This is a genomic window from Streptosporangium album, from assembly GCF_014203795.1.
Classification (GTDB): Bacteria; Actinomycetota; Actinomycetes; order Streptosporangiales; family Streptosporangiaceae; genus Streptosporangium; species Streptosporangium album.
Genome location: NZ_JACHJU010000001.1, coordinates 3,784,167 through 3,807,943 on the forward strand (window position 1 = coordinate 3,784,167; position 23,777 = coordinate 3,807,943).

Below are 23,777 nucleotides of genomic sequence, written 5' to 3' on the forward strand. Positions count from 1 at the left end.
GAGATGACTCTTCGTTAACGGCCTGGATCGGACTGTGATGACGGAATTGTGGGCGCACAGCGTGAATAACGCTGGTCACCGGCATGCGCTTAGTGATCACTTGCGGGATACGGCGGTCCTGGCGGGTGATTTCGCGGAGGTGTTCGGAGCTCGGGGTTTGGCGGCGTATCTCGGCTTGGTCCACGACGTGGGCAAGGGCGGATGCGCATGGCAGGAAGGTCTGCTCAAGGCGGAGGCCACAAGTGGAAGGGTTGTCGACGCCCAGGGTCGAAGCATCGATCACAAGGCGGCTGGGACGTGGTTGGCGGCGCGTAAGGCGAAGCTGGGCTTTTTCAGCATGGCAGTGCTGGGTCACCATGGCGGGCTTCCGGACACCCAAGATCTGAAGCGCTGCCTCGCATCGGCTGAGGTGGACGCCCAAGAGCAGGTGCAAGAGGCCATCGCCCGCATCGCGGTCCTGGTGCCGGAGATCAGCTCGGGGCCGATGCCTGACCTGCCCGCATGGGTGAAATCCGCCAAGGATCCCCATGCGGTCGAGCTGCTGCTGCGGATGGTGTTCAGCGCTCTGGTCGATGCCGACTATCTCGACACCGCCCGGCATTTCACGGGTGAGCCACGACCGGTGCCGGCTTCCCTGGCGACGATGGTGGAGGCTTTCGAGCAGGCGCGGGAGGACTTTCTGACCGAGGCACGGGCCTCCCCGTTGCCGGTGGATGGTATCCGGGCCGAGGTGTACGACCAGGCGGTCAAGGCCGCCTCTCAGCCGCGAGGGATCTTCCCCTTCCCTGCGCCGACGGGGGCCGGGAAGACGATCGCGGCGGGTGGTTTCGCGGCCCATCACGCGGCCGAGCATGGTCTGCGACGGGTGATCATCGCGGTGCCGTACATGTCGATCACTGAGCAGAACGCGAAGATCTATCGCACCCTTTTTGGTGATGCCAATGTGCTGGAGCACCACAGCAGCGTTGATTTGCACCGGCTTCCCGCGACGAAGAAATGGCAGCGGCTCGCGGCGGAGAACTGGGACGCCCCGGTCGTCGTCACGACCACCGTGCAGCTCTTTCAGTCGCTTTTCAGTCGCAGGTCAACGGCGATGCGGAAGATCCACCGCCTGGCAGGTTCGGTGATCGTGCTGGATGAAGTCCAGTCTCTGCCAGATGCGATGCTCTTGCCGATCTTGTCAGCGCTGCGGCATCTGACCGAGTATTTCGGAACCAGTGTGCTACTGGCGTCGGCGACCCAGCCAGCGTTCTTCGACCTGGAGATCTTTCGTGGTCTGAAGGCGCGGGAGGTGATCGCGCAGCCGCAGCCGTTGTATGAGCGGTTGCGCCGGGTCCGCTACATCTGGAAGTGCGACCCGAAACCCACCTTCAAGCAGATCGCCGCCGAGGCGGCTGGAGAGTCCCAGGTGTTGCTGATCGTCAACACCACCGCAGACGCGGCTACGCTGCACGAAGAACTCGCCGCCGCCTGGAAGCACGACGGACCGGTATTGCACCTGTCGACGCGGATGGCCGGAGCGCATCGCCGCGAGGTCCTGGAGACGGTCCGAGACCGGCTTGATCGTGATCTGCCGGTGGCGGTGGTCAGTACCCAGCTGGTCGAGGCGGGCGTCGATCTGGATTTTCCGGTGGTCTACCGGGCGATGGCCCCGGCGGAGGCGTTGCAGCAGGCGGCGGGACGGTCAAACCGCAACGGTCGGCTCGCCGAGGGCAGGGTCATCGTGTTCGATCCAGCCGATGGGAGCGTCCGGGGCACCCAATTGGTGTATGGCGCCGCCCTGAACACCAGCCGCGCCTACATCGGACCCGAGGGAAAGGATCCCGACGACCTGACGGCGTTGCGGACCTACTACCAGGCCCGGTACGCGGTGAAGAACGTCGAGGGCAGCGGCGCGGGAAAGCAGATCCAAGACCGCCGTGCGGATCTCGACTTCCCGATAGTGGCCAAGCAGTTCAAGATGATCGACGAGCAGTCGGTTCCCGTGCTCGTCCGCTACGGCGATGACAAAGAACGCGACGGCTTGAGGAATCGGCTGCGCGGTTCGGAGCGCGTCGAGGCGTGGGTGTTTCGCCGTCTTCAGCCCTACCTGGCCACGCTGCCTACCCGCCTGGCTCAGCACGCCGTCGCCGAAGGGCGCGCCACCGAACTGCTCGGTGACCTGTATGAGTGGATCGACCCCTATCACCCGCACCGCGGAATTGAGTTCACCTACCCGAAGCCGGAGGACTACACCAGGTGAGCACGCATCAGCATCCGCCCTACCCCCACCCCCCTCTGGTCGTCGAGGTGAGCGGTGACTTCGCCTGCTTCACCCGGCCAGAACTCAAATCCGAGCGCTTCAGCTACGAGGTCATGACCCCCTCAGCCGCCCGCGGCATCCTTGAGGCGATCTTCTGGAAGCCCGAGTTCGACTACGTCATCTGCCGCATCGAGGTCCTTGAGCCGATTAGCTGGTTTTCCATCCGCCGCAACGAGGTCAAGTCGCTGATCTCCGAGGACTGGGTCCGACGGGCCATGGCCGACGCGACGGTTCGCTATGACGTGGAAGGTGACCGCGACCAGCGCAACACCGTAGCCCTGCGAAAGGTCGCCTACCGCATCTATGCCCAGGTGCAGCTGAAGCCGCACGCCAATGAGCACGAGGCGAAGTACCGCGAGCAGTTTCGCCGGCGGGTGGCCAAGGGCGCCTGCTATTCCCAGCCGTTCCTCGGCACCCGGGAGTTCTCGGCCCGATTCGGAGAACCCACGATCGCCAAGCCGATCGATGAGTGCCGTGACCTGGGCGTCATGCTGCACAGCATCGGTTATGAGACCAGCGGCGAGACCTGCCGCTGGTTTCGCGCTTACCTGGAAGACGGGGTCATGCAGGTCCCGCCGAACGGCCTTGAACTCCCCTCCGCCGCGCCGGCGAAGACTCGGACGTGATCACATGCTGATTCAACGGCTCATCGAACACACCGAAAACTCGGGACAGGAGAAGACGCCGCGCTACTACCGGAATCGAACCGTCCGGTGGGCGATCATGCTCGACCGCGATGGAAAAGCCTCCCTGATCAGCCGGGCCGATGCCGACAACAAGGCAGGCTCGTCGTTGCCGACGCCGTACCTGACCCGCACCAGCGGAGTGGCGGCGATGCTCTTGGCGGACACGCTGGAGTACGTGTTCGCGATTGCCAAGGACGGTACTGACAAGGCCCAGGCCGGTGCGGAGCGCCGTAACGACGCCTACCTTGCGTTGCTCAAGGAATGGAAAGATGCCAACGCCGATCCGGTCGCCGACCTGGTGTGGGAAACCTTCGAGGCCGAACGTCATCTGGACCTGCTGACCGGACTTCCGGCTGACGCCAAGTCCTCCGACATGGTCGCCATCGTGGTGGAGGGTGAATGGGCGCATGTTCGACCCTCGGCGGTCAGCTTCTGGGCTCGGATCGCTCGCGATCGCAAGAGCTCCGGCAACGACGGACTCTGCCTGGTCTGCGGGCACGTCAATGCGCTGCTGAAGACGATCCCGGAGATGGTCAAAAGCACCCTCATCCCGGTCGGTCTCGATGCGGCTGGCCGGCCGAAACGTGGTCGAGACGCCGCGCTGATATCGGTGAACACCGCAGCCCAGGGTCGGACGGGAACGATCCAGCTGGCCAACACCCCGATCTGCGAAGAATGCGGCGGCTCGGCGATGGCCGCGCTCAACGACCTGCTCTCCAACGACAGACATCGACGGCGCGGCGACGACAACGTGCTTATCTGGTGGCTGCGCGAACCCGCTGACTTCGACCCACTGGTTATTGACGCCCCGCACCTCAAAGACGTTCAGCGGCTCCTGCGGGAGGTCCGGGATAGCCAGCCCGGCACGCTGGTTGAAGACAACGCCTTCTACGCCCTGACCCTGTCGGCCAACCAGAGCCGGGTCGTTGTCCGCGACTGGCTGGACGTTCCGCTCCCAGAGATCAAAAGACGGTTCGCCGCCTGGTTCCTCGACCATGCCTCCACCGACCGGTGGAGCGACGGCGTCAAGTACGTGCCGCTGTGGCAGATGGTGGCAGCCAGTGGCCGCTGGAACCGGGCCCGCAAGGTGTATCAGCCGGGCAGCGCCGCCCACGGCCTGGAGCGCAACCTCCTGCACGCCGCACTGCACGGCACCCCGCTACCGCCCAGTCTGGTGCCGCAGCTTCTCCACCGGATCCGCAACGACCACCACATCGACCTGCCCAGGGTCGCGATGCTCCGCCTCGCGCTCACCCGTCCCCCTTATAAGGAGAACGTCATGCCAGGCCTCAACGAAACGGCCACCGACCCCCCCTACGTGTGGGGGCGGCTGTTCGCCCTGTTGGAGGCGATCCAGCGCCGCGCCCTGCCCGAGGCCAACGCCACCATCCGCGACCGCTACTTCGGCCTGGCCATGACCCAGCCCGCCGCGACCATGCGGATGCTGCGCACCAACGCCAACGGGCACCTGAAGAAGCTCATCGGCAAAGAAGCAACCCGCCCGGCCGGCCGAGCTCTCGATGGCCGTCTGGCCTCCATCAGCCTGCTCATCGATCACAAAGTTGGGCTCCCGGCCCACCTGGATGCCCGCGGACAGGTCCAGTTCATCCTCGGCTACGACCACCAGCGTGCCTTCGACATGGCTGCCGCCCGGGCCGCGAAAGCAGCCAAGAACACCTCCGACACCGTTGACGCCTGACCCGACCTAGGAAGAGAACGCCATGACCCAAGCGGCCCATCTTGACCCCACTCGCAAACACGACTTCGTGTTCCTCTTCGACATCCATGACGGCAACCCCAACGGCGACCCCGATGCCGCGGGAATGCCCCGCACCGACCCTGAAACCATGCAGGGCCTGGTCACCGACGTTGCGATCAAACGGAAAATCCGCAACATGATCACCCTCCTGGGTGAGGGCAAACCCGGCTACGACATCTACGTCGAAGCCGGCGTCTCCCTCAACTCCCAGCACGAACGCGCCTACAAAGAACTCGATCTCGCCGACGGCAAGACAGCCCAGACCTCAGCCCAGCAGTGGATGTGCCAGACATTCTTCGACGTCCGTATGTTCGGCGCCGTCATGACCACTGGCAAGAAGACCGCCGGACGGGTCCAGGGACCACTCCAGCTCACCTTCTCCCGGTCCATCGACCCGGTCTTCCCCCAAGAACACGGCATTACCCGGGTGACCCGCACCCGAGAAGACGACACCAAAGAGACCGAGATGGGCGGCAAACACGCCATCGCCTACGGCCTCTACCGCGGAATTGGCCACTTCAGCGCCCCCCTGGCCGCCCGAACCGGCGTCACCTCCGAAGACCTGTCCATGCTGTGGCGAGCCCTCACCTTGATGTTCGAGCATGACCGAGCATCAGGCCGCGCAGAAATGGCCCTACGCGGTCTCTACGTTTTCACCCACGCCGACGCCTTCGGCACCGCCCCCGCCCACACCCTCACCGACGCAGTGAAGAACAAGCTCATCATCCCCGAAGGCCAACCGGTGCGTGACTTCGCCAACTACAAAATCACTATCGACGAAACAGCTATCCCCGAAGGCGTAACACTCACCCGCGTCATCGGCTGAACAAGGGGATACAGCACAATCTGTTACTTGATAAGTAAATTGAACAACCTCGATGGTCAGGCCTCTATGGCATAGTGCCGTGATTGCCTACCTGGACGATCAAGAATCGCAGCGCCGGCTTCTCCAGCACCGGCCCTTCGGGGTCGGTGAGGATCGCAACGTCTGTGAGACTCGGGGGAAAGACGGGGAGACGCTGCCAGCACCGGCCCTTCGGGGTCGGTGAGGATCGCAACCTCCGTACGGCCTGACAGGGGGACGACATGACCACCCCAGCACCGGCCCTTTGGGGTCGGTGAGGATCGCAACCCGAACCAAGGGAAACGACCAGGCCACCGCGTATACCAGCACCGGCCCTTCGGGGTCGGTGAGGATCGCAACGTGATCGCGGGAACGATAGCTGGCGGGCTGGGCCTGCCCAGCACCGGCTCCTCGGGGTCGGTGAGGATCGCAACACCCAGCCGAACGATGAGCTGCTGCATGGCCTCGTCCCAGCACCGGCCCTTCGGGGTCGGTGAGGATCGCAACCACGGCGACGCCGCCGCTCAGAGCGGCCACGTCCTCCAGCACCGGCCCTTCGGGGTCGGTGAGGATCGCAACACGAAGCACGGCGCCTTCCAGGCAAAGGAGTATCAGCCAGCACCGGCCCTTCGGGGTCGGTGAGGATCGCAACATCGAGTGCAACCCCAACGGGCAATGGGCGTGGCTGCCAGCACCGGCCCTTCGGGGTCGGTGAGGATCGCAACCACTCCTCACGCTCGCTCTGGAGAAGCTGCCGTACCAGCACCGGCCCTTCGGGGTCGGTGAGGATCGCAACCTGGGCGGCGCCTGGGCATCGGCGCGATGACCGCGGCCAGCACCGGCCCTTCGGGGTCGGTGAGGATCGCAACGCCTACGGCATGTTCGACCGCGACGGCCACGGCTCCACCTAGCACCGGCCCTTCGGGGTCGGTGAGGATCGCAACGCCTACGGCATGTTCGACCGCGACGGCCACGGCTCCACCTAGCACCGGCCCTTCGGGGTCGGTGAGGATCGCAACGAGTACGGCGGGATCGTCCCGGCGGACCGGTCACACCAGCACCGGCCCTTCGGGGTCGGTGAGGATCGCAACGTTGACTCCGGCGCTTACGACGTCGGGTTAGACGCCCCAGCACCGGCCCTTCGGGGTCGGTGAGGATCGCAACCGCGGTTCGGTCAGCAAGCTGCGCGATAAGAGCATCAACCAGCACCGGCCCTTCGGGGTCGGTGAGGATCGCAACCTTGACGTGCGCGGTCAGGAAGGTGAGCATGCTGATCGCCAGCACCGGCCCTTCGGGGTCGGTGAGGATCGCAACTTGCGGGCCTCGTTCGGGCGGACCACCACCTCGACCACCAGCACCGGCCCTTCGGGGTCGGTGAGGATCGCAACAGGAGCTTGCGCAGCTCCACGACGTGCTCGCTGGTGTCCAGCACCGGCCCTTCGGGGTCGGTGAGGATCGCAACACCGACAAGCTCTCCGGCAAGAACACCAACCGGCCCAGCACCGGCCCTTCGGGGTCGGTGAGGATCGCAACGACGTCTTGGGTGTCGGTTTCCGGGGTGACGGCGGCGACCAGCACCGGCCCTTCGGGGTCGGTGAGGATCGCAACCATCGGGTGATGGGCACGCCCGCCCGCAGACTGTTGGCCAGCACCGGCCCTTCGGGGTCGGTGAGGATCGCAACTGTGGCACCCCTGGGTCAGGCAGACGGGATGATCACGCCAGCACCGGCCTTTCGGGGTCGGTGAGGATCGCAACATGATCGGCGTCACCGGTATCGTCCGTGACTCTGACGCTAGCACCGGCCCTTCGGGGTCGGTGAGGATCGCAACCTTGGGAAGGGCGCCACCCCGGGGGTAGTCGCCGCCCAGCACCGGCCCTTCGGGGTCGGTGAGGATCGCAACTTCGGGCTGCGGGCATCCCAAGCAGACCTTGGCATGCCAGCACCGGCCCTTCGGGGTCGGTGAGGATCGCAACATGGCGGTGCGGTGGGGTGAGGCGCTCGCGTTCGGCCCCCAGCACCGGCCCTTCGGGGTCGGTGAGGATCGCAACACGACGGACGCTCGCTCAGGTTGACCAGCTCGCCCCCAGCACCGGCCCTTCGGAGTCGGTGAGGATCGCAACTACGCTCAGCAAGCCCGCCCTCCCCAGCCGGCGAACAACCAGCACCGGCCCTTCGGGGTCGGTGAGGATCGCAACAAGTCCGGCGTCACCCGCACGCTAGCCGGCCTGGACCCAGCACCGGCCCTTCGGGGTCGGTGAGGATCGCAACGGACTGATTGCCGCAATCGTCGTCCACCACCTGAACCAGCACCGGCCCTTCGGGGTCGGTGAGGATCGCAACCGGGGCGGCAAGTCGTCCGGGCAGCAGGGGTACGCCCGGCCAGCACCGGCCCTTCGGGGTCGGTGAGGATCGCAACATTCGTCGTTCGGTCTCCATGGCCACGATGCGGATCCCAGCACCGGCCCTTCGGGGTCGGTGAGGATCGCAACAAACGGGGCCTGGAGCAGAACGTCGTCGGTTTCCTCCCAGCACCGGCCCTTCGGGGTCGGTGAGGATCGCAACCCAAGTCGGCCGGCGCCCCGGCCAGAACCCGAAACCAGCACCGGCCCTTCGGGGTCGGTGAGGATCGCAACCGCAAAGTCGCCTCCACATGGTCGGCCGCCCCGGACCCAGCACCGGCCCTTCGGGGTCGGTGAGGATCGCAACTCCGTGCTGACGTGCGCGGTGCGTGCCCGGCGCAACCCAGCACCGGCCCTTCGGGGTCGGTGAGGATCGCAACCGCAAAGTCGCCTCCACATGGTCGGCCGCCCCGGACCCAGCACCGGCCCTTCGGGGTCGGTGAGGATCGCAACTCCGTGCTGACGTGCGCGGTGCGTGCCCGGCGCAACCCAGCACCGGCCCTTCGGGGTCGGTGAGGATCGCAACCATGTGATCAGAACCTCTTGATCGTGTACGTAGTGCCAGCACCGGCCCTTCGGGGTCGGTGAGGATCGCAACGATCTGCCGGTAGAGGCCAGGACCACAGATCAACTGCCAGCACCGGCCCTTCGGGGTCGGTGAGGATCGCAACGATCTGCCGGTAGAGGCCAGGACCACAGATCAACTGCCAGCACCGGCCCTTCGGGGTCGATGAGGATCGCAACATGACCGTGAAGCGGATCGCTGAGGAGGAGCCGACCCAGCACCGGCCCTTCGGGGTCGGTGAGGATCGCAACGGGTACGAGGACGATGGCATCACGCCGCGGCCGAGCCCAGCACCGGCCCTTCGGGGTCGGTGAGGATCGCAACACGGGCCTCACGCTCCAGGCGCTCGGCCCGTTCCTCCAGCACCGGCCCTTCGGGGTCGGTGAGGATCGCAACTCCCGGTGGCCGTCCTCGGGCGGCGCCTGGTCCCACCAGCACCGGCCCTTCGGGGTCGGTGAGGATCGCAACATGTAGAGCCCCGGCAACTGGTGGAACAGTCCCGGGGCCAGCACCGGCCCTTCGGGGTCGGTGAGGATCGCAACGTCGACCCGGGCCGAACTTCACCTACGTGCGGACCGCCAGCACCGGCTCTTCGGGGTCGGTGAGGATCGCAACATCTCGGTCAACAACGGTGCGACGTTCGCTCTCCACCAGCACCGGCCCTTCGGGGTCGGTGAGGATCGCAACTGGGGCTACTGGAACATCGAGCGCGTGACGGCTCAGCCAGCACCGGCCCTTCGGGGCCGGTGAGGATCGCAACTCCCCGCCGGCCCCGGCCAACCCGGACAACCCGACCGCCCAGCACCGGCCCTTCGGGGCCGGTGAGGATCGCAACTATGCGGCCACCCTCGATCCGGAACGCATCCGGGCCAGCACCGGCCCCCTGGGGTCGGTGAGGTGGGCGTTGATCGAGCCGGTATGAGCGTGCAGGCGGCCGAGAAGAGTGCGCTGCATGGCATGCTCTCTGTCTCAGGGGCCGGGGCATGTTGCTGTACAGCAGTCGCATACAGCAACGCCGCCTTACACGATCACACGCCACCGACCTGCATCTACCGCTTGACCAGCACATGAGCCCTGTGACGTGCATACTGCCCTTGGCTTGTAAACAGAAGGTCAGGGGTTCGATTCCCCTCGTCGGCTCGCAATGAGAAAGGCCCCTGAACAGGCGTTACGCCGTCAGGGGCTTTCCCTTTGTCGAGGCGATTTCGCGATCTTGCTAACACCTTTGCTAACAGTGGGAGGACCGGCGGCTTTGAAGTGGCATCCAGGCATGTGGACCTACGATCCGGAAGCCGAAGGCACCTACGTCTACCTGCACGGCCCGACCCCTCCGGGGAGTGCGGTGAAGACGGTCACGGTGGACGACGCGATGGTGAACTTCGACCTTGACAAGGACGGCAAGGTGATCGGCATCGAGATCCTCGCCGCCTGGCCGGGAGAGCAGAGCCCCGAACACAAACAAGGGCTCTCCGACGAGGGAGAGTCCTTGGGGGAGAACGAGGTCTCGGGCTGAGCTCTTGACAGCCTGGGCGAAGATGTCCGCGGCTGTGGCGGCCTGCTCGTGGATGACGTGGGCGTAGACGCGGAGGGTGATGGCCGGGCCGGCGTGTCCGAGTCGGGCCGCCACGACGCGGACGGGGACGCCGGCCAGGAGGAGCGTGGTCGCGTGGACATGGCGGAGGTCGTGAAGCCGCGCGTGGGGGAGCGGGACATCAGGCTTCGTCTTGTTGTGTGCGTTGATCAGCTTTGGCATGAGGGCACTCACCGTGTCGGGGTAGATCGGCTTGGGCCTTCCCCCCGGAGTGTGGACACGGGGTTCATGCTGCTTTGAGCACTCTATCGGAGCGCTGTTCGTAGTCGATCGGGCTGCGCTGTCCGAGGGCGGAATGTCTCCTTCGGGTGTTGTAGCGAGTGATCTACTTGAAGACGGCCAGTCGGGCGGCACGGGCCGTCGGCCAGCGCTTGGCACCCTGCAGCGTCTCGCGCTTGAGGGTGGCGTTGAACGCCTCGGCGGCGCTGTTGTCGGCGCTCGATCCGACGGCGCCCATCGACTGGCGCACGCCAAGCTCGTTGCATTTTCCGACCTCGCACGCTGATTCGCTCGATGGGGCGCGGGTGCCCACGTTGCGAACATGCCCGCCACGTGATGGCAGGGATCGGGCAGGCGGACATCTCGGGGTGCCGGTGGCGGTGGTCAGATCTCTGCCGTGGCGTTCGTGGGCCGAAGCCGGTGACCTGTCGGGGTGTATGTGAGTGTCTCGGCGAGTTGGCCGAGCCCGAGGCGGATCGCAATCAGTAGCGGTTCGGGGTGGGCAGATGGCCAGGTGGTATCAGTCCCGGGCTCGGGGCCGTTCCAGAGATGGAACGCGACCATCGGTTCATTGGGCTCGTTGCTCATGTAGCCCAAGGTCTTGCTGTAGAGGGGGTTGGTTCCTCCGAACAGCATTGAGGGCTGGCCGTACTCACTGGTGACGTCGGTCCAGGTGCGGTCGGATGCGACCCAATCGATCATGGTTCGGCGCAGGTTGGCGTACTCATCAGTAGTGAGGACTCGATCAGGTCGGAGCCAGCCTCGTGGCTGCGCGAGCTCGGCATAGACGGAGGCGGTTTCTTCGACGTGTCCTGTCGCGCCGTGTGCTGGAAGCAGGTGGGCGAACGCCCCAGTCACTCCGCGGGCGGACCACACTCCTCGCCTTGCGAGGTCGCGCTGCATCGCAGGCCATCCTTCCGGCTGGCGTTCGGCCACGAATAGCGGGTCCATCAGGAGGGTGATGCCGATCTCCCCACCCATCATCCCCGGCCGTCGCAGCGCCAGATTCAGGCGGTCGGCCAGGTAGGCATGGATGTCCTCGGCGGAAGCGAGAGTCATTCCGCCAGTCTTCCGCACGAGCCGGCGAGAGCTCGGTTCCGATCCCACCTGGCGGCAGAGCGCCTCGGCGCCTCGGGCGAGCCGAGCACCGATGCCAGTGCATCATGTGGTTTTGTTCGCGAGAAGTGGCCGCGAATGTTCGTGAGTTCTGACCGCGCTTGGGAACGGGAACCATGATCGATGTTCGCGAGAAGTGACCGCACCTGGCGCGGGCGTTTGCCGGTGCGCTGGGCCGCGGCGCTGGCGGCCGGTGTCAGCGCTGGCCGAAGAGGTCCTCTTCGTCACTGCCTCCGAGGAGGAAGGTGAAGCGTTCCAGGTCGGCGCGGAGGGCGTCCAGGCCGTAGGTGGGGTGGCCGACGTGGGCCAGGAGCGCGGCCCTCGCCCAGTCGTCCGCGTTCAACCGCCCCGCCGGCCCAGCCCTTCACATGCCGACCACTTTCCTGTGGGGAAAATAGATGGTATTTTCCTCACAGGAAAGTAGTAGTCGACTTCGGAGGGATGGTCCCATGAACCAACACGACGCCCAGACTTCGCTCGACGACATCCACCGCCTCCAGGACAGGACCCGGGAGCAGATCGTCCGCCAGAGCTTCGCGCTTCCGCGCGTGGTCATCTCCGCGCTCGGCCTCTTCATCGCCTTCGCGGCCCTCGACCTCCCGCGCCCCTGGAACTTCGTCGTCCTGGCGCTCGGGATGGTCCTGTACGCGGGCGTGGGGATTGTCTACGAGCACCGGGCCTCGGTCCGCCGGAAGGCCACCCGCCAGGAGGCCCTGTTCCACAGCGGGCTGCTGGCCTGCATCATGGTGGCCTTCAGCATCGGCCGGATTGCCGCCTTCGCGCTGTTCGACCTGCCGCCTCAGGGGCTGCTGTCACAGGCCGCCGCGGGCGCGATCGTGGCGGCCGTGGCGTACGTCGCGGCCACGCCCGTGAACCGCTCCATCATGAAGTCGATCGTCCAGCAGGGCGGCGGGGCCGCCTGATGGATCCGATCTTCGACGAGTTCCTGCACGTCCCGGCGCGTCTGTCGGTCGTGGCGCTGCTGGCGCCGGCCGAGTGGGTGGACTTCGGCTTTCTCAGAGACTCGGTCGGCACCAGCGACTCGGCGCTGTCCAAGCAGGTCTCCGCGCTGGCCGCCGCCGGATACGTCATCGTCCGCAAGGACCAGGACAAGCGGGCGCGGCGGACGTACGTGCAGCTCACCCCACAGGGACGGCTGGCCTTCCAGCGGCACGCGGCGGCCCTGGAGCGGATCGTCGCCCTCGCTCGCGATTCCGCCGGCCAGCCCACCACCGACTAGATCCTTGCTGACGAGGACTTTGGTAGTTGGGCAGCGTTAGAGTTCCGCCATGACGATCGCTGTGATCCCGCAGGCCCGTTGAGGAGAGTTCTCGATGACGTTCCGGCGGCACATGGAGCAGGTGGCTGTGCGCACCTTGGCAGAGTTTCCAGAAGAGTCGGCGTCCGAGATCTACACCGTCACGTTCCGGATCGACAGCGTCGACCAAGACCCCCGGTTCCCGTACCTGGCGATCGGCTACAACACCGAAACCGAGGTAGCCCGGCTGCTGGCGGAGCCGAGCCCGCCGGAGGCATGGGAGGCCCGCTGGAGTTACGCCTATTTCCCGCAGTCCGGGCTGGAGGGGGTCCGCATCGTTGGCCACGATCCCGAACACGACCCAGCCGGTGCTGAGTTGCATCGGCGGGAGGCGGTGGCGCAGGGCCTCTGGTACGAGGACGAGGACGGGCTCTCCGAACAAGAGCAGGACGAGCGTGGCGAACGGCTTGACGGGCAGTTCCACGAACTCTGCGTCGATCTGGCGCGGCGGCTCCACGCCGATGGCCGGATCGTCGAGACCCTGGGGCGGCCGCTGCCGGTGGTCCTTTATGACATGTTCAACCCCGACGAGATGTTCGCTTTGACCAGAGCTGCCAACCCGGCGGAACTGGTCACAGCGTTCCTGACGGAGGCCCCGGAGGGGCACTGAAGAAGAGGAGCCTGGGCAACCTGGCGCTGTGCAGCACAGACGAGCTCTTACCGACCGCGCTTCCGAGCCTGCTCGGACAGGCCGTTGCGGAACGGGAGTTGTTCCGGTTCTTCATCCTCGCACCGATCGATGTCACGTTCGTCGATCCTGGTCGGGGCTGAGGTACAGCCGACCGACTGGGCTTGGTCGTAGCGCGGCCGTGCGGTTCACGCAGATCGGCCAGTGGACCACCTGCCCGCCGGCGGCGGTCGAGGTAGCCGGCGGTGCGCTGACCGCATGCGAACGCGAGATACTCGTCCTGATCGCGCGCGGCCGGTCCAGCGGCGAAATCGTGCAGGAACTGCACCTGTCCGACGGCACGGTACGCACACACGTCGGACGTATCTTCACGGAACTCCAGCTACGCGATCGGGTCCAGGCGGTGATCCTCGGATACGAGTGCGGCCTCGTCCCGCGTGGTCCCGGATAGGTCAGCTCGAACGGCCAGGGTCCGTCGTCCCAGTGCATGCCGCCGTCTCCGGGCTGCGGCAGGATACGGTCGTCGTGACTGGCATCGTCGAGTACCAGTGCACCGCAACCGGCGCGGCCCGAGAACAAGACATCACGGTCAAGGTCGAGCTTGGGAGCCAACGGGCCGTACGGCCCCGGACCGAACTGGACTGATCTGAACAGGATGCTCGTGCGCGACCTGCACGGCGAACTGGTCTGAACGCCCATGGCGAGCGTTTGGGAACCTGGTAACAGAGGGGCAGAGGTTCGATTGCCCTCGTCGGCTCTGCATATGAAGCCCCTGAACAGGGATCTTGTCCAGGGGCTTCTCGTTTGTCAGGACATAGCTGACCGCAAGGACGGTGTCCTCCTTGAAGAGGGGAGTCGACCGGTGGTGAACTCAAACGCCTCTGGACCAGCAGGTACCGCGTGCCCACCGCGCGGTACCGGCGCCGCGAGCGCCTCTCAGTACAACTTGTCGGTGGGCATCGTGAGGAAGCGTTTGTCCCACGCATCGCCGAACTGCTGCGGATAGGGGGAGTGGCGCATTTGCTTGGCTATCTCCGCCTGCCCGCTCTGTTCCCCGATCCGCTGCCTCTCGCTCGCGGTCAGTGGCGCCTCCCCGGCGTTCCGGCGGTCGGTTTCGGCCTGCTTGACCGCGTTCTCGTAGCTGTCGTGGTAGTCGTACTCGTACTGGCTCCACGACCCCTGGCTACCGTGAGCCTTCTCGTACTGGCCACCGAACTTGATGCTGAGCACCTCGCCCGCCGCTTCCTCGTCGATCGCGGCGGCGATGTACTCCTCGCGGCTCATCAGGAGAGGGTCTGGTGTCCCGTCCCGGCGCGCGTGATTGACCTCGTGCACCACGGCGGCGGCCATGTCTGCGGGTGTGGTGGTGGACCCGGAGGTGTCCACCTGGATTATGTTGAGCCAGTCGGTGTATACTCCGGCCGCCCAGGTGTCTCCGAGGTTCTGGTACAGGATGGCCACGCCGTGCTCCCGCGCCCAGGCGAGTGCCTCCCGCCCCATAGGCGTGGCGTTGAGCACCTGCTCCGTCTCACGCCGGGCCTGTTCGTCGGACTTGAACATGCCGGCGCTCTTGATCATTATGGGGAGTGGTGTGAGGGAGTAGCCGGCGGTGACGAAGGCGGCCGTGGACAGCAGGCCCCTTGCCTGCCGTACGGTGTTGATCGTGATCTGCCCGATGTTGAGCTTCAGCCGCTCCAGCAGATAGCGGAGCGAGCGGCGGGAGTAGGCCACCCGTAAGGCGGCCCAGATCCCTCCGGACGGGCCGCTCAGCGCCGCACGCATCAGCGCGAGCAGCAGCATGGCCAGGGAGTAGATGACGATGCCCTTCCAGACGACCCGGAAGAGCACCACGGCCAGCGTTCCCAGCCCGGTCAGGTTAGCGGCGGCTCCGCCCTTGGCCAGCGTCTGCCGCAGCCCCTCCTCGTCGTTGTACTCGCTGTCGAAGGCGTCGACGTCGTCTCCGCTGTTGCGCGCCGACACCAGCTCCGCTACGTGGTCCAGCTGGGCAGAGGCCGCTTTCACCTCTTCCCCCAGATCGAACCAGGCACGGGCTGACCGCAGGCGCTCGTCCTCGTCGGGATCCGGCCACGGCGCGTCATCCCCCAGCAAGCCGTGCAGCGACGCCAGCCCAGCGGGCAGCTCCAGGCTCATGGTCGCTCACCTGTCCGCGATGCGCTGGACGGTGTTGCCCGCGCTCTGCTCGGCCGCGGCATGCGTGGCGGCCGCCTTGAAGAGGCGGGCCGCTTGATCGGCCGCCCGGTCGGTCAGCGAGCTCAGCGCCTGGGGCGCGTGCTCCATGAGCCGGGCGTACTCCTCGTCGAATTCCGCTCCCGGGTGCCGCGGGTCTCCCGATGCCCGACCACCGGTCCCGGTCAGCGCTCGGCGCAGTGCCGACGCGAGTCGGTGGGCCGCATCCTCCGTCTGGCCCTGGGCGTCGGCCAGCGACGTCGGGTCAACTCGCATCGCCTGTTGCTCCTTTTCCGGCATGTCCGTCGACAATGTACCGGGCAGGGTAGCAATCTAGATCACCAGTTGGAGTGCTCCCGGGCTGGCGGCCTTTACGGGCTCGCGGCCGGACCGGTCATGTGCGGACGCCCTCCCGGACACCTGGCGAAGGCCCGCTCCCGCACGCCGAGGACGAGGCGGCTGCCCTTGCCTTGTAAACAGAAGGTCAGGGGTTCGACTCCCCTCGTCGGCTCGCAGCGAAGAAGGCCCCTGAACAGGCATTACGCCGTCAGGGGCCTTCCCGTTTCCGGTGCTCAACCGGTGTCTTCGGAGCCTTTGGGAGCCAACCTGCGGGGAGGCATGGACCGCGCGGCGACGTTCCGTCCGAGCAGGCCCTCACGTTCGGCGCTGCCCTCGGGCATCGCGTCGTAGGCCGCCAGGATCCGCGCCTTGTAAGCCGCGGTGAGCGTCCGGCGCACCGGCCGGCTCGGCCGTTTGTCTGCCACCTGACCGTCCTGCCCCGTCATGGCGGCCTGATCAGCGAAGGTCATCGTCACTGTCTCGATCGTCCCGTCTCGCCATTCTTAACATCAAAAGGACTCATACGTCCGTGTCTCACAGCAGTCTGACAGAGAGGGCTTCGATCGGGCCGGAGGAACGGAGAGCCACCGCCCTCTTGTAACCCTTTGGACGGTTCTGACCAAGCAGGGGTGTTAATCGACGAAGGGAGCATGCCGGTGCGTCGCAAACAGGCGGAGATCGCCACAGATCACGTGTCGTTCGAAGCCTTCTACCGGCGGCACGTCGACGCGGTCACCCGCTTCCTCGCTCGGCGCGTCGACGACCCGCACACGGTCGCCGACCTGGTGGCAGAGGTGTTCATGGCGGTGCTTGACTCCGCCCACACCTACCGGGCCGGGCTGGGGACCGAGATCGCGTGGCTGTACGGCGTGGCACGCAACACGCTCTCGACCGAGCGGCGCCGGGCGTTCAAGGAGTCGCGGCTGACGAGCCGGGTGAGCGGGCGACGACCGTTGGACACCGACGACGTTGCCAGGCTCGAAGAGCGCATTGATGCGGAGCGGCCCGCCAGGCGGGCCTTCAAGGCCATGGCCGACCTGCCCGAGGGGGAGCGCGCCGTACTGGAACTGGTCGTCATCGACCAGCTCACGGTCACCGAAGCGGCGACGGCCCTCGGCATCCGGCCGGGGACCGCCAAGGTGCGGTTGCACCGCGCTCGCCGCACGCTGCAGGGACTGCCCCTCGTCATGGAAGGAACACCGGGATGAGTTTCGAGGAGCGGATACTGATGGAACTGAAGGCCGAAATCACCGCGCGCGCCGAACGACGTCGTCGCACCGGCCGCCGCCTGTTCACGGGGGCGGCGGTGGCCGGGCTGGCTGCGGCGGCGGCAATCGCGGTGCCGCTGCTGACCGGGGCGGAGCAGTCCGCGTACGCGGTGACCAAGAACGCCGACGGCACGATCAACGTCAAACTCAACGAGTTCAGGGACGCCGACAAGCTGGAACAGGATCTGACGAGGATGGGGGTGCCCGCCGACATCACCTACCTCAAGCCCGGCAAGTCATGCAAGGGGGAGAGGGGCGAGATCGTCGGGGGCGGCTCCCCGAAGGAGTGGAAGGACTCCGCGTCCGACAAGGCCGCTCGCCTGCTTCTCACGGGGCTGGAGATCGATCCCCGGTACGTCGGGAAGGGGCAGACCTTGGTGATGGCGTTCAGCGAGAGGAAGGACCAGACCTCTGCGTCGAAGAAGCCGGAGGTGAAGTGGCAGTTCTCCGCGTATGTGGTCAATGGCCAGGTCAAGCCATGCGTCGTCGTCGCAGACCCGCTCTGGAACGACGTCGACGGCCCCGGCCGGCCCCCCGCAGGAAATTGATCTTCGTAGGGAGCTGATCCGCCCGTCAAGGTGAGACCACCCGAAGGTGATCTATCAGGGGTCCCGTTCGATCAGCTTGATCGGGCGGGATCCCGCCATCTTTCTCTCCTGTCAACGGTCGTCATTGCTGGACGCCGAGGGCGGTGGTGGCAAGCGATCACGGAGCCGGTTCCGGAGACGCGCGTAACGGTTCCGGGACGCGTAACCGGAAGTCCATGGCCTCAGGGCGCGGCTGGGGCGGGTAGCCGATAGCTGTCGGCGCGCTGCAGATAACGTTCAGACCAGTGCGGCTCGATCCGTGATTCGAGCCATTCAGGTGCCGCGGCGGCCAGCGTGTTGAGCGCATACCGCATGGTCTCGCTGACCTGCTCCAGCCGATTCACCGTACGGACCGCCGCCAGCACGTGAGTGGCGATCGAAAGCGGCGTCTTCGAACAGCACGCCCAGCTCATCCCTGATCCTCATGGGCAAACTGCCCTTGGGGAACGCGGCACGCGCGATCTGCCGGGTGACCGGCGGGACTTCCGCCAACAGGCTCGGCCGCATCGACACCAAACTCATACCCTCCGATATACCGATCACCGGTTCAGGGCACGGTCCCATCTGAATCATGATCAATAACGTCGTTCACTGAAATTGCCGGCAGAGTCCTTCAGGCCGGGGATCGCGTCAATCCTCCCGCTCGCGAAGCGGCTGTTCGACAGCCTCCTGGACGCGGAGCTTGGTCTGACGGCGGCGCCGGGAAGCCAGAGCCGCGACGACGAGCCCGCAAAGGACGATGAGGAAAAGCAGCAGTGCCCAGGGGATGGTCCAGGCGTGCGTGGTGCTCTCAATGTTGGCGAGCGGGGCGACCGAGCCCGACACGTCGGTGAGTAGCGGGACGAGGGCGACCATCCCCGTCAGTCTCAGCGCGGGAGCCACTCCGTGTACCGGCACGGAGACCTTCCAGGTGTCGCCTGGGAGCAGCTGAGGCGAGTCGTCGATCTGCCCCGCGTGGACGCCCAAGCGCCCGAGGGGGCCGGATATGGACACCGCTTGCCGAGCGGTGAGGATGGCGTTGCCCGTGTTGTGGATCGTGTACGTGACGGTGGCGTCACCCTTCCCGAAGGGATTGGGCGTGCCCGAGTAGCGCACGCGCAGGTCCTCTACCGACATGCTCGGTTTGAGCTCTCCACCCACGCGCAGAAGGATCCGGATGCCGAGACGCCGGTCCCCATCGATCCCGTCCGCTTCGCCGGCCTGCGTCAGCGAGGTGACGATGCCGCCCATGTATTCGCCGGGCGCGGCGTTGTCCGGAAGAGCGACCGTGAACGGCACCTCGACCGACTTGCCGGGCGGAACCGTCACGTCGGACCGGTCCGTGTGGACCCACGCACCCACCCCGGTCGACTTCGCGTCCTTGGCGACCAGGTCGAGCCGGCCCTGCTTGGTGGTGAACCCGTCGGCGGCGTACACGGCCAGGTGGAGCGGCGTCGTGCCGTGGTTGACGACCACGAGACCATCCTGGAGCTGCCCGCCCGGGTCGAGGGCGTAGCTGTAGTTCTGCCGGCCGTACCCGAAGTCGTTGGAGGCCGTCGTGACCGCCCAGGAGACCTCGCCGTCCGTCGCCGCAGCAGGTCCCGTCCCCACTCCGAGGAAGCCGAGCGCGGCGAGCAGCACCACGACGGTGGCCTGGGTGAGGGATCCGGCTGCTGTGGTCGTACGCGGTCTGGACGGGTGCATCTGATGGTCCTCGGGCAGTTCTGGGAGCGGCGGGATGGAAGACACGCGGTGGGTGGAAGACGTGTGGTGGGGTGGGCACTCGACGGTGCACACCCCACCAGGTTGAGCGGGCCGGATCAGCTCAGCACGGTGAGCGTGAGGGGCCCGGCACCACCCTCGGTCGTCTACTGAAGCCAGTCGGACTCAGCTGCGGCCGGCGTGTGCTCGTTGGCCTTGTTGTTCTGCGTGTGGATCACTACCTTGTCGACGGTGGAGCCGACCGGCTGAGCAGCGCCGGCGCCGTTGTTCGGGCCGCACCACGACTCCTGGCCCAGCTCCACCGCGGCGTTGGGGGCAGCGCAGGTGCCGCTGCGGATGTTCTCGACGACGAGCTTGTTGCCGCGCACCTGGACCTTCACGTAGGTGCGGACGTGCTCCTGGTTCTCGACCGAGTTGGCCCAGTGGCTCTTGGGGTTCAGCGGGTCGGGGCCGTAGTTCGGGTCCTTGGTCGTGTTCGGAGCGGTGAGGTCGTAGTACTTCGAACCCGAGGCGGAGTTCGCCGTCACATAGATGACGCCGCCCGGACCCTTGACCACCTCGGCGGCACCGGGCTGCTCGTCCTTGTTCGCCTTCTGACCGTTCTTGATCACGTAGCTGCGGGAGTAGCTGTGGTCGTGACCCTGCAGGACCAGGTCGACGCCGAGCTTCGAAAAGGCGGTCGGGAAGTCCTGACGACGCTGCTGGTTGTCGCTGTCGTTCGCGTGGCTGGCCGGCGAGTAAATCGCGTGGTGGTAGATGAGCACCGTGTGCTTGGCGTCGGCGCCGTGCTCCTTGACGACGTTGGTGATGTAGTTGATATGCGCGGCGTCGGCGCCGTTGGCGTAGGCGTTGCTGTTGATGTCGATGAACAGGACGTTCTTGTACATGAACCAGTAGTCGCCGCCCGACCGGGTCGTCGCGCTGCCGTTGTAGTACGGCGCGGAACGGTCGGTGTTCGGCGTCCAGAAGTGCTGCTCGTACGCCTTGCCGCCGACGTCGTGGTTACCGATGGTGGCGGCCCACGGGTACTGGCGCAGCTTGTCGGGTGCGAGGAAGGCGGTCCACTGCGTCTCGGTGTTGGCGGTCTCGACCTGGTCACCGCCCGAGACCAGCAGCTCGGCCTTCGGGTCGGCGGCGAGGGCGACGTCCAGGGTGTCCTGCCAACCGGCCTGGTCCTTCGCCACATTGCCGGACGAGCCGATCTGCGGGTCGCCGAAGAACAGGAAATCGAGGTTGTTGCCCTTGAAGTCCTGGGTCGTGAAGGAGTACGTCGGGGACCAAGCGCCCTCGGCACCCGCACGGTAGGAGTACGCGGTGTTCTGCTTCAGGCTGTCGATCGTGACGTGAGCGTTGTAGCCGCCGTTGACGCTGTTGGCGGTGACCGTGGCCGGGAAGGTGACGGCGCTTGCGGGGAACTGGCCGTTGACGATCTTGGAAGTCGGCGCGACCTGGACCACCTGCGCGGTGTCGGTCGAGGAGTACCACGACACGACCCGCTGCGTTTCGTTGGCGCCCACGCCGAGGATGATGCCGGTGAGCATCGCGCTGTCAGCGCGGGCCGCGGTCGTCAGGCCGCTGCCGAACACTGCGGTGACGCCGATGGCCGCCGCGGTGGCGCTCATGGCGACCCGGCGCAGAACAAGCCCGAGGCCCTGTGTCCCCTTGTCGAGCTTCATTGGTTTCCATCCATTTGGGGGTATTGAGGAGGTTTGTCAAGCTTCCGGAAAGCAGTGTCTTGGAGGTGAACGTGGGGCGGGCGGACTGTTGCGCTTGCCAGAAGTTGTGACGTGATCTCAGATTCCGAGAACTCGTTGCACGAACCACACCAGGCCCATCACGGACACACCCGCTGCGATCGCCCCGGTCGTCCACAGCCCCGCGGCCGGTTGGCGGTGGCGCACCAGGGCGAGCAGCGGGAAGACGACGATGATGATCGCCAGCTGGACGACCTCGATGCCCACGTTGAAGACGAGCAGCGACCACAGAAGCGTCCACGACCAGGCCTGGTCGATCCCCAGTGCCGCGGCGAAGCCGAGACCGTGTACGAGGCCGAAGCAGAAGACCACCGCGAGCCGCGTCCAGCCCGCGCGGTCCAGTCTGAGGTGACCGTGACCGACCGTCTCGAGATCTGTGGCGTGCGATCGGCGTCGCCAGATCCGCCACAGATGCCAGCCCGCCACGACCGCGATCGAGAGGGCGATGACCGGCTCGACGAACGACGCGGGCACCTGCACGAGGCCGAGAGCGGCGAGGATGAAGGTCACCGAGTGGGCCAGCGTGAAGGTCGTCGCCGCCAGCACGATCTCGCGCAGGCGGCGTGATCCCGCGATGAGTGCCAGCAGGAACAGGATGTGGTCGAGTCCGCTGAGCAGGTGCTCGGCTCCGAGCCGGAAGAACTGCCAGAACCGCTCGATCCAGGACTGTTGCGTGGAGAACGACCGATGCTGAGCGTCGAGGGCGGTGCTTCCGGACTTCAGGTCGAGGTCGTAGGTGACGATCGTCTTGCTGTCGCGTACATAGCCCTCGGAGCCCGGGAACAGCCCGCTGCGCACCTCGTGCGCTTCAGCGGACTCCGGGCACCGGTAGTCGAGGAACAGCAGCGCGTACGGGACACCCTCGCGTTGCCCGATCGTGAAGTCGCCGTCCCGGACCGGGGTGCACGCCTTGCCCCCGGCCGTGACGCCGAAGCGCTCGGTCACGTACACGACGACCGAGTCGGCGTGGGCGTCGAGCGCGGCGGCCTGCTCCGCCGCGTCACCGGCCTCGAACGCCGCGGTGCCCGCCCGGAAGAGTGGATCATCCTTCTCGTAGTCGGCGGCGGAGACGACGAGCAGGTCGTACTCCAGCTGGAGCTCGGTGCGGACGTGCCCGGTCTCGGGCGAGGTGAGGTCGGCGTACACGGTCGAGGTGAACCCGTGGGCAAGAGCGGGCACGGCACTGAGCAGGACGGCCACGGCTACGGCGGCGATGACAGCACCGGCACGACGCCGAGCGGCGGGGGACATATGACTCCTTTTCGGGTTTGGCGTACGAAATCTGCTCGACTCAGATGAACGAATGGCATCTCGCGCGCAAACCGGCGACGAACCAAGTCCGGCGGAGACAGCCCCCGCACCGAAGGCCGCAAGCAATGAGGTAGGAAGTAGGCGCACTTCCCGCCGCCCCCGGAGGACGATCTCTATGCGCTCTCGACTTCTGCCTACCAGCACACTGGTCGCGGCAGTCGCGACCGCCCTACTGGTCAGCGGATGCAGCTCCGGCGACGACTGGTCCCGGCCGCACGCTAAGCCCACCGCCGTCGGCACCCCCGGCCCGGGGTTCTTCCCGGCCGCATCGCCCGCCCCGGAGGCGACGATCACGCCGCGACCCGGCTCCTGGAACGGAGTCCGTCCGTCGGAGGGCTACCGGGTGGTGCTGCTCACCGCGGGGGACGACCCCCAGACCAAAACGCTGGTGAGTGCCGTGACGGAGTGGGCCAAGGAGGAGCACGTCAGCCTCAAGACCCTCACGGCCATGGAGCCGGACCAGTTCATTCCGCGCATCAGCAGGGCGATCGCCATGAAGCCCGACCTCATCATCAGCGCCGGCAACGACCTCATCGACCCCCTGGCCATGGTCACTCCCAACCACCTCGACCAGCAGTTCCTCGTGGTCGGCGCCGAGCTGGCCGAGCCCACGGCGAACGTCACCGCCGCCGACTGGGCCGGTGCGTCGTTCCGCGGTGAGGGTCTCGGCATGTCCTCGACGTACGATCCCGCCACCTTCACCCCCGAGCGCGCCGGGCGCGCCGTCCGGGCCGGTGCCGCGGCCGTGCTCAACGGCTTAACCGGCATCGTGATCTGGCTCGACTAGGCTCGACTCGACTCCCAGGTCAGACCCTTCCGTCGTCCGTCATCTCATGATCCGAGAACGCTTCGGCCCTGGTCGTGGACGGCTGTAGACATTCCTGATCCCTGCTATGGATCAGGAGACAGCCGTGGACAGTCCTGGACGTTCGTGTTCTAACTCGTAATGAAGTGTTCGAGTTGCGGCCGTGACGATCGCTGACTTCGCTACTCGTCGTAAGTGGCCGGGGCGATCTGGTCGGTCGCGCCGCGCAGCGCGTCCATGTGTGCGAAGGCGGCGTCGGCGAGCGGCTCGGGTTGGCCTGACACCAGCCGCAGCCGGAAGCGCGCGGCCTCGGCGAGTGCAAGGTGGGTCCGTCCCCAGCGGTAGCCGCGGCGACGCTGTGAACCCGGAACCTTCCGAGACCTCATGGTGTAGGAG

General features: G+C 66.4%; 22 protein-coding genes, 2 pseudogenes and 1 CRISPR repeat array. Of the genes and pseudogenes, 12 read left to right on the forward strand and 12 right to left on the reverse strand.

The window, feature by feature from the left end; genetic code table 11:
• Nucleotides 1–37: 37 nt before the first annotated feature.
• From cas3 to FHR32_RS18240, 5 genes are all read left to right on the forward strand, one after another.
• Nucleotides 38–2,242 carry a CRISPR-associated helicase Cas3' gene (gene cas3, locus FHR32_RS18220; protein WP_184755395.1) on the forward strand — a complete coding sequence of 735 codons (2,205 nt, stop codon included), beginning with the start codon at nt 38–40 and terminating at the stop codon, nt 2,240–2,242.
• Nucleotides 2,239–2,928 (forward strand): type I-C CRISPR-associated protein Cas5c, encoded by a 690-nt coding sequence (cas5c, locus tag FHR32_RS18225; RefSeq protein WP_312882440.1) that lies wholly within the window; start codon nt 2,239–2,241, stop codon nt 2,926–2,928. Before cas3 ends, cas5c begins: the two co-directional genes overlap by 4 nt.
• A 4-nt stretch (nt 2,929–2,932) precedes the next feature.
• Complete coding sequence (cas8c, locus tag FHR32_RS18230) at nt 2,933–4,687, forward strand: type I-C CRISPR-associated protein Cas8c/Csd1 (RefSeq protein WP_184755396.1); 1,755 nt, start codon at nt 2,933–2,935, stop codon at nt 4,685–4,687.
• A 22-nt stretch (nt 4,688–4,709) separates the two neighbouring features.
• Nucleotides 4,710–5,573: a type I-C CRISPR-associated protein Cas7/Csd2 gene (cas7c, locus tag FHR32_RS18235; RefSeq protein ID WP_184755397.1), complete on the forward strand. Its 864-nt coding sequence runs from the start codon at nt 4,710–4,712 to the stop codon at nt 5,571–5,573.
• A 123-nt stretch (nt 5,574–5,696) separates the two neighbouring features.
• A CRISPR array of direct repeats spans nt 5,697–9,392; the repeat unit is 37 nt; unit sequence CCAGCACCGGCCCTTCGGGGTCGGTGAGGATCGCAAC.
• Nucleotides 9,393–9,827: 435 nt separating this feature from the next.
• The gene (locus FHR32_RS18240) at nt 9,828–10,070 is read left to right on the forward strand and encodes a DUF2283 domain-containing protein (RefSeq protein WP_184755398.1); all 243 of its coding nucleotides are present in this window, start codon (nt 9,828–9,830) and stop codon (nt 10,068–10,070) included.
• Nucleotides 10,071–10,136: 66 nt separating this feature from the next.
• Here the strand turns inward: FHR32_RS18240 and FHR32_RS46025 are convergent.
• From FHR32_RS46025 to FHR32_RS18260, 4 genes and pseudogenes are all read right to left on the reverse strand, one after another.
• Nucleotides 10,137–10,445: pseudogene (locus FHR32_RS46025) on the reverse strand (tyrosine-type recombinase/integrase); the annotation flags it as partial.
• Nucleotides 10,375–10,632: pseudogene (locus FHR32_RS43010) on the reverse strand (integrase core domain-containing protein); the annotation flags it as partial. The pseudogenes FHR32_RS43010 and FHR32_RS46025, both read right to left, overlap by 71 nt.
• Before the next feature lie 119 nt (nt 10,633–10,751).
• The gene (locus FHR32_RS18255; RefSeq protein WP_184755399.1) at nt 10,752–11,426 is read right to left on the reverse strand and encodes a hypothetical protein; all 675 of its coding nucleotides are present in this window, start codon (nt 11,424–11,426) and stop codon (nt 10,752–10,754) included.
• Nucleotides 11,427–11,679: 253 nt separating this feature from the next.
• Nucleotides 11,680–11,826, reverse strand: a complete 147-nt coding sequence (locus FHR32_RS18260; protein WP_184755400.1) for a hypothetical protein — start codon at nt 11,824–11,826, stop codon at nt 11,680–11,682.
• Nucleotides 11,827–11,932: 106 nt separating this feature from the next.
• Here FHR32_RS18260 and FHR32_RS18265 point away from each other — a divergent pair, with 106 nt between their 5' ends.
• From FHR32_RS18265 to FHR32_RS44525, 4 genes are all read left to right on the forward strand, one after another.
• Entirely contained in the window at nt 11,933–12,406 is a 474-nt protein-coding gene (locus FHR32_RS18265; protein WP_184755401.1) for a hypothetical protein, read from the forward strand.
• Nucleotides 12,406–12,723, forward strand: coding sequence for a winged helix-turn-helix domain-containing protein (locus FHR32_RS18270; protein WP_184755402.1), 318 nt, complete (start codon nt 12,406–12,408; stop codon nt 12,721–12,723). The genes FHR32_RS18265 and FHR32_RS18270 overlap by 1 nt, the downstream gene beginning before the upstream one ends.
• 94 nt (nt 12,724–12,817) lie before the next feature.
• The gene (locus FHR32_RS18275) at nt 12,818–13,411 is read left to right on the forward strand and encodes a hypothetical protein (RefSeq protein WP_221465456.1); all 594 of its coding nucleotides are present in this window, start codon (nt 12,818–12,820) and stop codon (nt 13,409–13,411) included.
• 199 nt (nt 13,412–13,610) lie between these two features.
• Nucleotides 13,611–13,880, forward strand: coding sequence for a response regulator transcription factor (locus tag FHR32_RS44525; RefSeq protein ID WP_312882443.1), 270 nt, complete (start codon nt 13,611–13,613; stop codon nt 13,878–13,880).
• 485 nt (nt 13,881–14,365) lie between these two features.
• Here the strand turns inward: FHR32_RS44525 and FHR32_RS18285 are convergent, their stop codons facing one another.
• The 3 genes from FHR32_RS18285 to FHR32_RS18295 form a co-directional block, all read right to left on the reverse strand.
• On the reverse strand, nt 14,366–15,580 hold the full coding sequence (locus FHR32_RS18285) for a hypothetical protein (protein ID WP_184755404.1): 1,215 nt from the start codon (nt 15,578–15,580) through the stop codon (nt 14,366–14,368).
• Nucleotides 15,581–15,586: 6 nt separating this feature from the next.
• Nucleotides 15,587–15,892 carry a hypothetical protein gene (locus FHR32_RS18290; protein WP_184755405.1) on the reverse strand — a complete coding sequence of 102 codons (306 nt, stop codon included), beginning with the start codon at nt 15,890–15,892 and terminating at the stop codon, nt 15,587–15,589.
• Nucleotides 15,893–16,188: 296 nt separating this feature from the next.
• Nucleotides 16,189–16,425, reverse strand: a complete 237-nt coding sequence (locus FHR32_RS18295) for a hypothetical protein (protein WP_184755406.1) — start codon at nt 16,423–16,425, stop codon at nt 16,189–16,191.
• Between the two features lie 186 nt (nt 16,426–16,611).
• Between FHR32_RS18295 and FHR32_RS18300 the strand changes: the two genes are divergently transcribed.
• Nucleotides 16,612–17,163: an RNA polymerase sigma factor gene (locus tag FHR32_RS18300; protein WP_312882444.1), complete on the forward strand. Its 552-nt coding sequence runs from the start codon at nt 16,612–16,614 to the stop codon at nt 17,161–17,163.
• On the forward strand, nt 17,160–17,771 hold the full coding sequence (locus FHR32_RS18305; protein ID WP_184755408.1) for a hypothetical protein: 612 nt from the start codon (nt 17,160–17,162) through the stop codon (nt 17,769–17,771). Before FHR32_RS18300 ends, FHR32_RS18305 begins: the two co-directional genes overlap by 4 nt.
• 221 nt (nt 17,772–17,992) lie before the next feature.
• On the opposite strand, the gene FHR32_RS18310 is transcribed toward FHR32_RS18305, so the two are convergent.
• The 4 genes from FHR32_RS18310 to FHR32_RS18325 form a co-directional block, all read right to left on the reverse strand.
• Entirely contained in the window at nt 17,993–18,223 is a 231-nt protein-coding gene (locus tag FHR32_RS18310) for a hypothetical protein (protein ID WP_184755409.1), read from the reverse strand.
• 217 nt (nt 18,224–18,440) lie between these two features.
• Nucleotides 18,441–19,493, reverse strand: a complete 1,053-nt coding sequence (locus FHR32_RS18315) for a COG1470 family protein (RefSeq protein WP_184755410.1) — start codon at nt 19,491–19,493, stop codon at nt 18,441–18,443.
• 164 nt (nt 19,494–19,657) lie between these two features.
• Nucleotides 19,658–21,187 carry a purple acid phosphatase family protein gene (locus FHR32_RS18320; protein WP_184755411.1) on the reverse strand — a complete coding sequence of 510 codons (1,530 nt, stop codon included), beginning with the start codon at nt 21,185–21,187 and terminating at the stop codon, nt 19,658–19,660.
• 117 nt (nt 21,188–21,304) lie between these two features.
• Nucleotides 21,305–22,516 (reverse strand): HupE/UreJ family protein, encoded by a 1,212-nt coding sequence (locus FHR32_RS18325; RefSeq protein WP_184755412.1) that lies wholly within the window; start codon nt 22,514–22,516, stop codon nt 21,305–21,307.
• A gap of 175 nt (nt 22,517–22,691) precedes the next feature.
• Here FHR32_RS18325 and FHR32_RS18330 point away from each other — a divergent pair, with 175 nt between their 5' ends.
• Nucleotides 22,692–23,363, forward strand: a complete 672-nt coding sequence (locus FHR32_RS18330; protein WP_184755413.1) for a type 1 periplasmic-binding domain-containing protein — start codon at nt 22,692–22,694, stop codon at nt 23,361–23,363.
• A gap of 200 nt (nt 23,364–23,563) precedes the next feature.
• Here the strand turns inward: FHR32_RS18330 and FHR32_RS18335 are convergent, their stop codons facing one another.
• A complete protein-coding gene (locus FHR32_RS18335) occupies nt 23,564–23,767 on the reverse strand; it encodes a hypothetical protein (RefSeq protein WP_184755414.1) in 204 nt (67 codons plus the stop codon).
• Between the last annotated feature and the right edge of the window lie 10 nt (nt 23,768–23,777).

Excerpts from the sequence above, each read along its gene's own strand:
- cas3 (WP_184755395.1), top strand. The coding sequence starts at position 38 with ATGACGGAATTGTGGGCGCACAGCGTGAATAACGCTGGTCACCGGCAT.
- cas8c (WP_184755396.1), top strand. The coding sequence starts at position 2,933 with ATGCTGATTCAACGGCTCATCGAACACACCGAAAACTCGGGACAGGAG.
- cas7c (WP_184755397.1), top strand. The coding sequence starts at position 4,710 with ATGACCCAAGCGGCCCATCTTGACCCCACTCGCAAACACGACTTCGTG.
- FHR32_RS18240 (WP_184755398.1), top strand. The coding sequence starts at position 9,828 with ATGTGGACCTACGATCCGGAAGCCGAAGGCACCTACGTCTACCTGCAC.
- FHR32_RS18255 (WP_184755399.1), bottom strand. The coding sequence starts at position 11,426 with ATGACTCTCGCTTCCGCCGAGGACATCCATGCCTACCTGGCCGACCGC.
- FHR32_RS18265 (WP_184755401.1), top strand. The coding sequence starts at position 11,933 with ATGAACCAACACGACGCCCAGACTTCGCTCGACGACATCCACCGCCTC.
- FHR32_RS18270 (WP_184755402.1), top strand. The coding sequence starts at position 12,406 with ATGGATCCGATCTTCGACGAGTTCCTGCACGTCCCGGCGCGTCTGTCG.
- FHR32_RS18275 (WP_221465456.1), top strand. The coding sequence starts at position 12,818 with ATGACGTTCCGGCGGCACATGGAGCAGGTGGCTGTGCGCACCTTGGCA.
- FHR32_RS18285 (WP_184755404.1), bottom strand. The coding sequence starts at position 15,580 with ATGAGCCTGGAGCTGCCCGCTGGGCTGGCGTCGCTGCACGGCTTGCTG.
- FHR32_RS18290 (WP_184755405.1), bottom strand. The coding sequence starts at position 15,892 with ATGCGAGTTGACCCGACGTCGCTGGCCGACGCCCAGGGCCAGACGGAG.
- FHR32_RS18295 (WP_184755406.1), bottom strand. The coding sequence starts at position 16,425 with ATGACCTTCGCTGATCAGGCCGCCATGACGGGGCAGGACGGTCAGGTG.
- FHR32_RS18305 (WP_184755408.1), top strand. The coding sequence starts at position 17,160 with ATGAGTTTCGAGGAGCGGATACTGATGGAACTGAAGGCCGAAATCACC.
- FHR32_RS18310 (WP_184755409.1), bottom strand. The coding sequence starts at position 18,223 with ATGAGCTGGGCGTGCTGTTCGAAGACGCCGCTTTCGATCGCCACTCAC.
- FHR32_RS18315 (WP_184755410.1), bottom strand. The coding sequence starts at position 19,493 with ATGCACCCGTCCAGACCGCGTACGACCACAGCAGCCGGATCCCTCACC.
- FHR32_RS18320 (WP_184755411.1), bottom strand. The coding sequence starts at position 21,187 with ATGAAGCTCGACAAGGGGACACAGGGCCTCGGGCTTGTTCTGCGCCGG.
- FHR32_RS18325 (WP_184755412.1), bottom strand. The coding sequence starts at position 22,516 with ATGTCCCCCGCCGCTCGGCGTCGTGCCGGTGCTGTCATCGCCGCCGTA.
- FHR32_RS18330 (WP_184755413.1), top strand. The coding sequence starts at position 22,692 with ATGCGCTCTCGACTTCTGCCTACCAGCACACTGGTCGCGGCAGTCGCG.
- FHR32_RS18335 (WP_184755414.1), bottom strand. The coding sequence starts at position 23,767 with ATGAGGTCTCGGAAGGTTCCGGGTTCACAGCGTCGCCGCGGCTACCGC.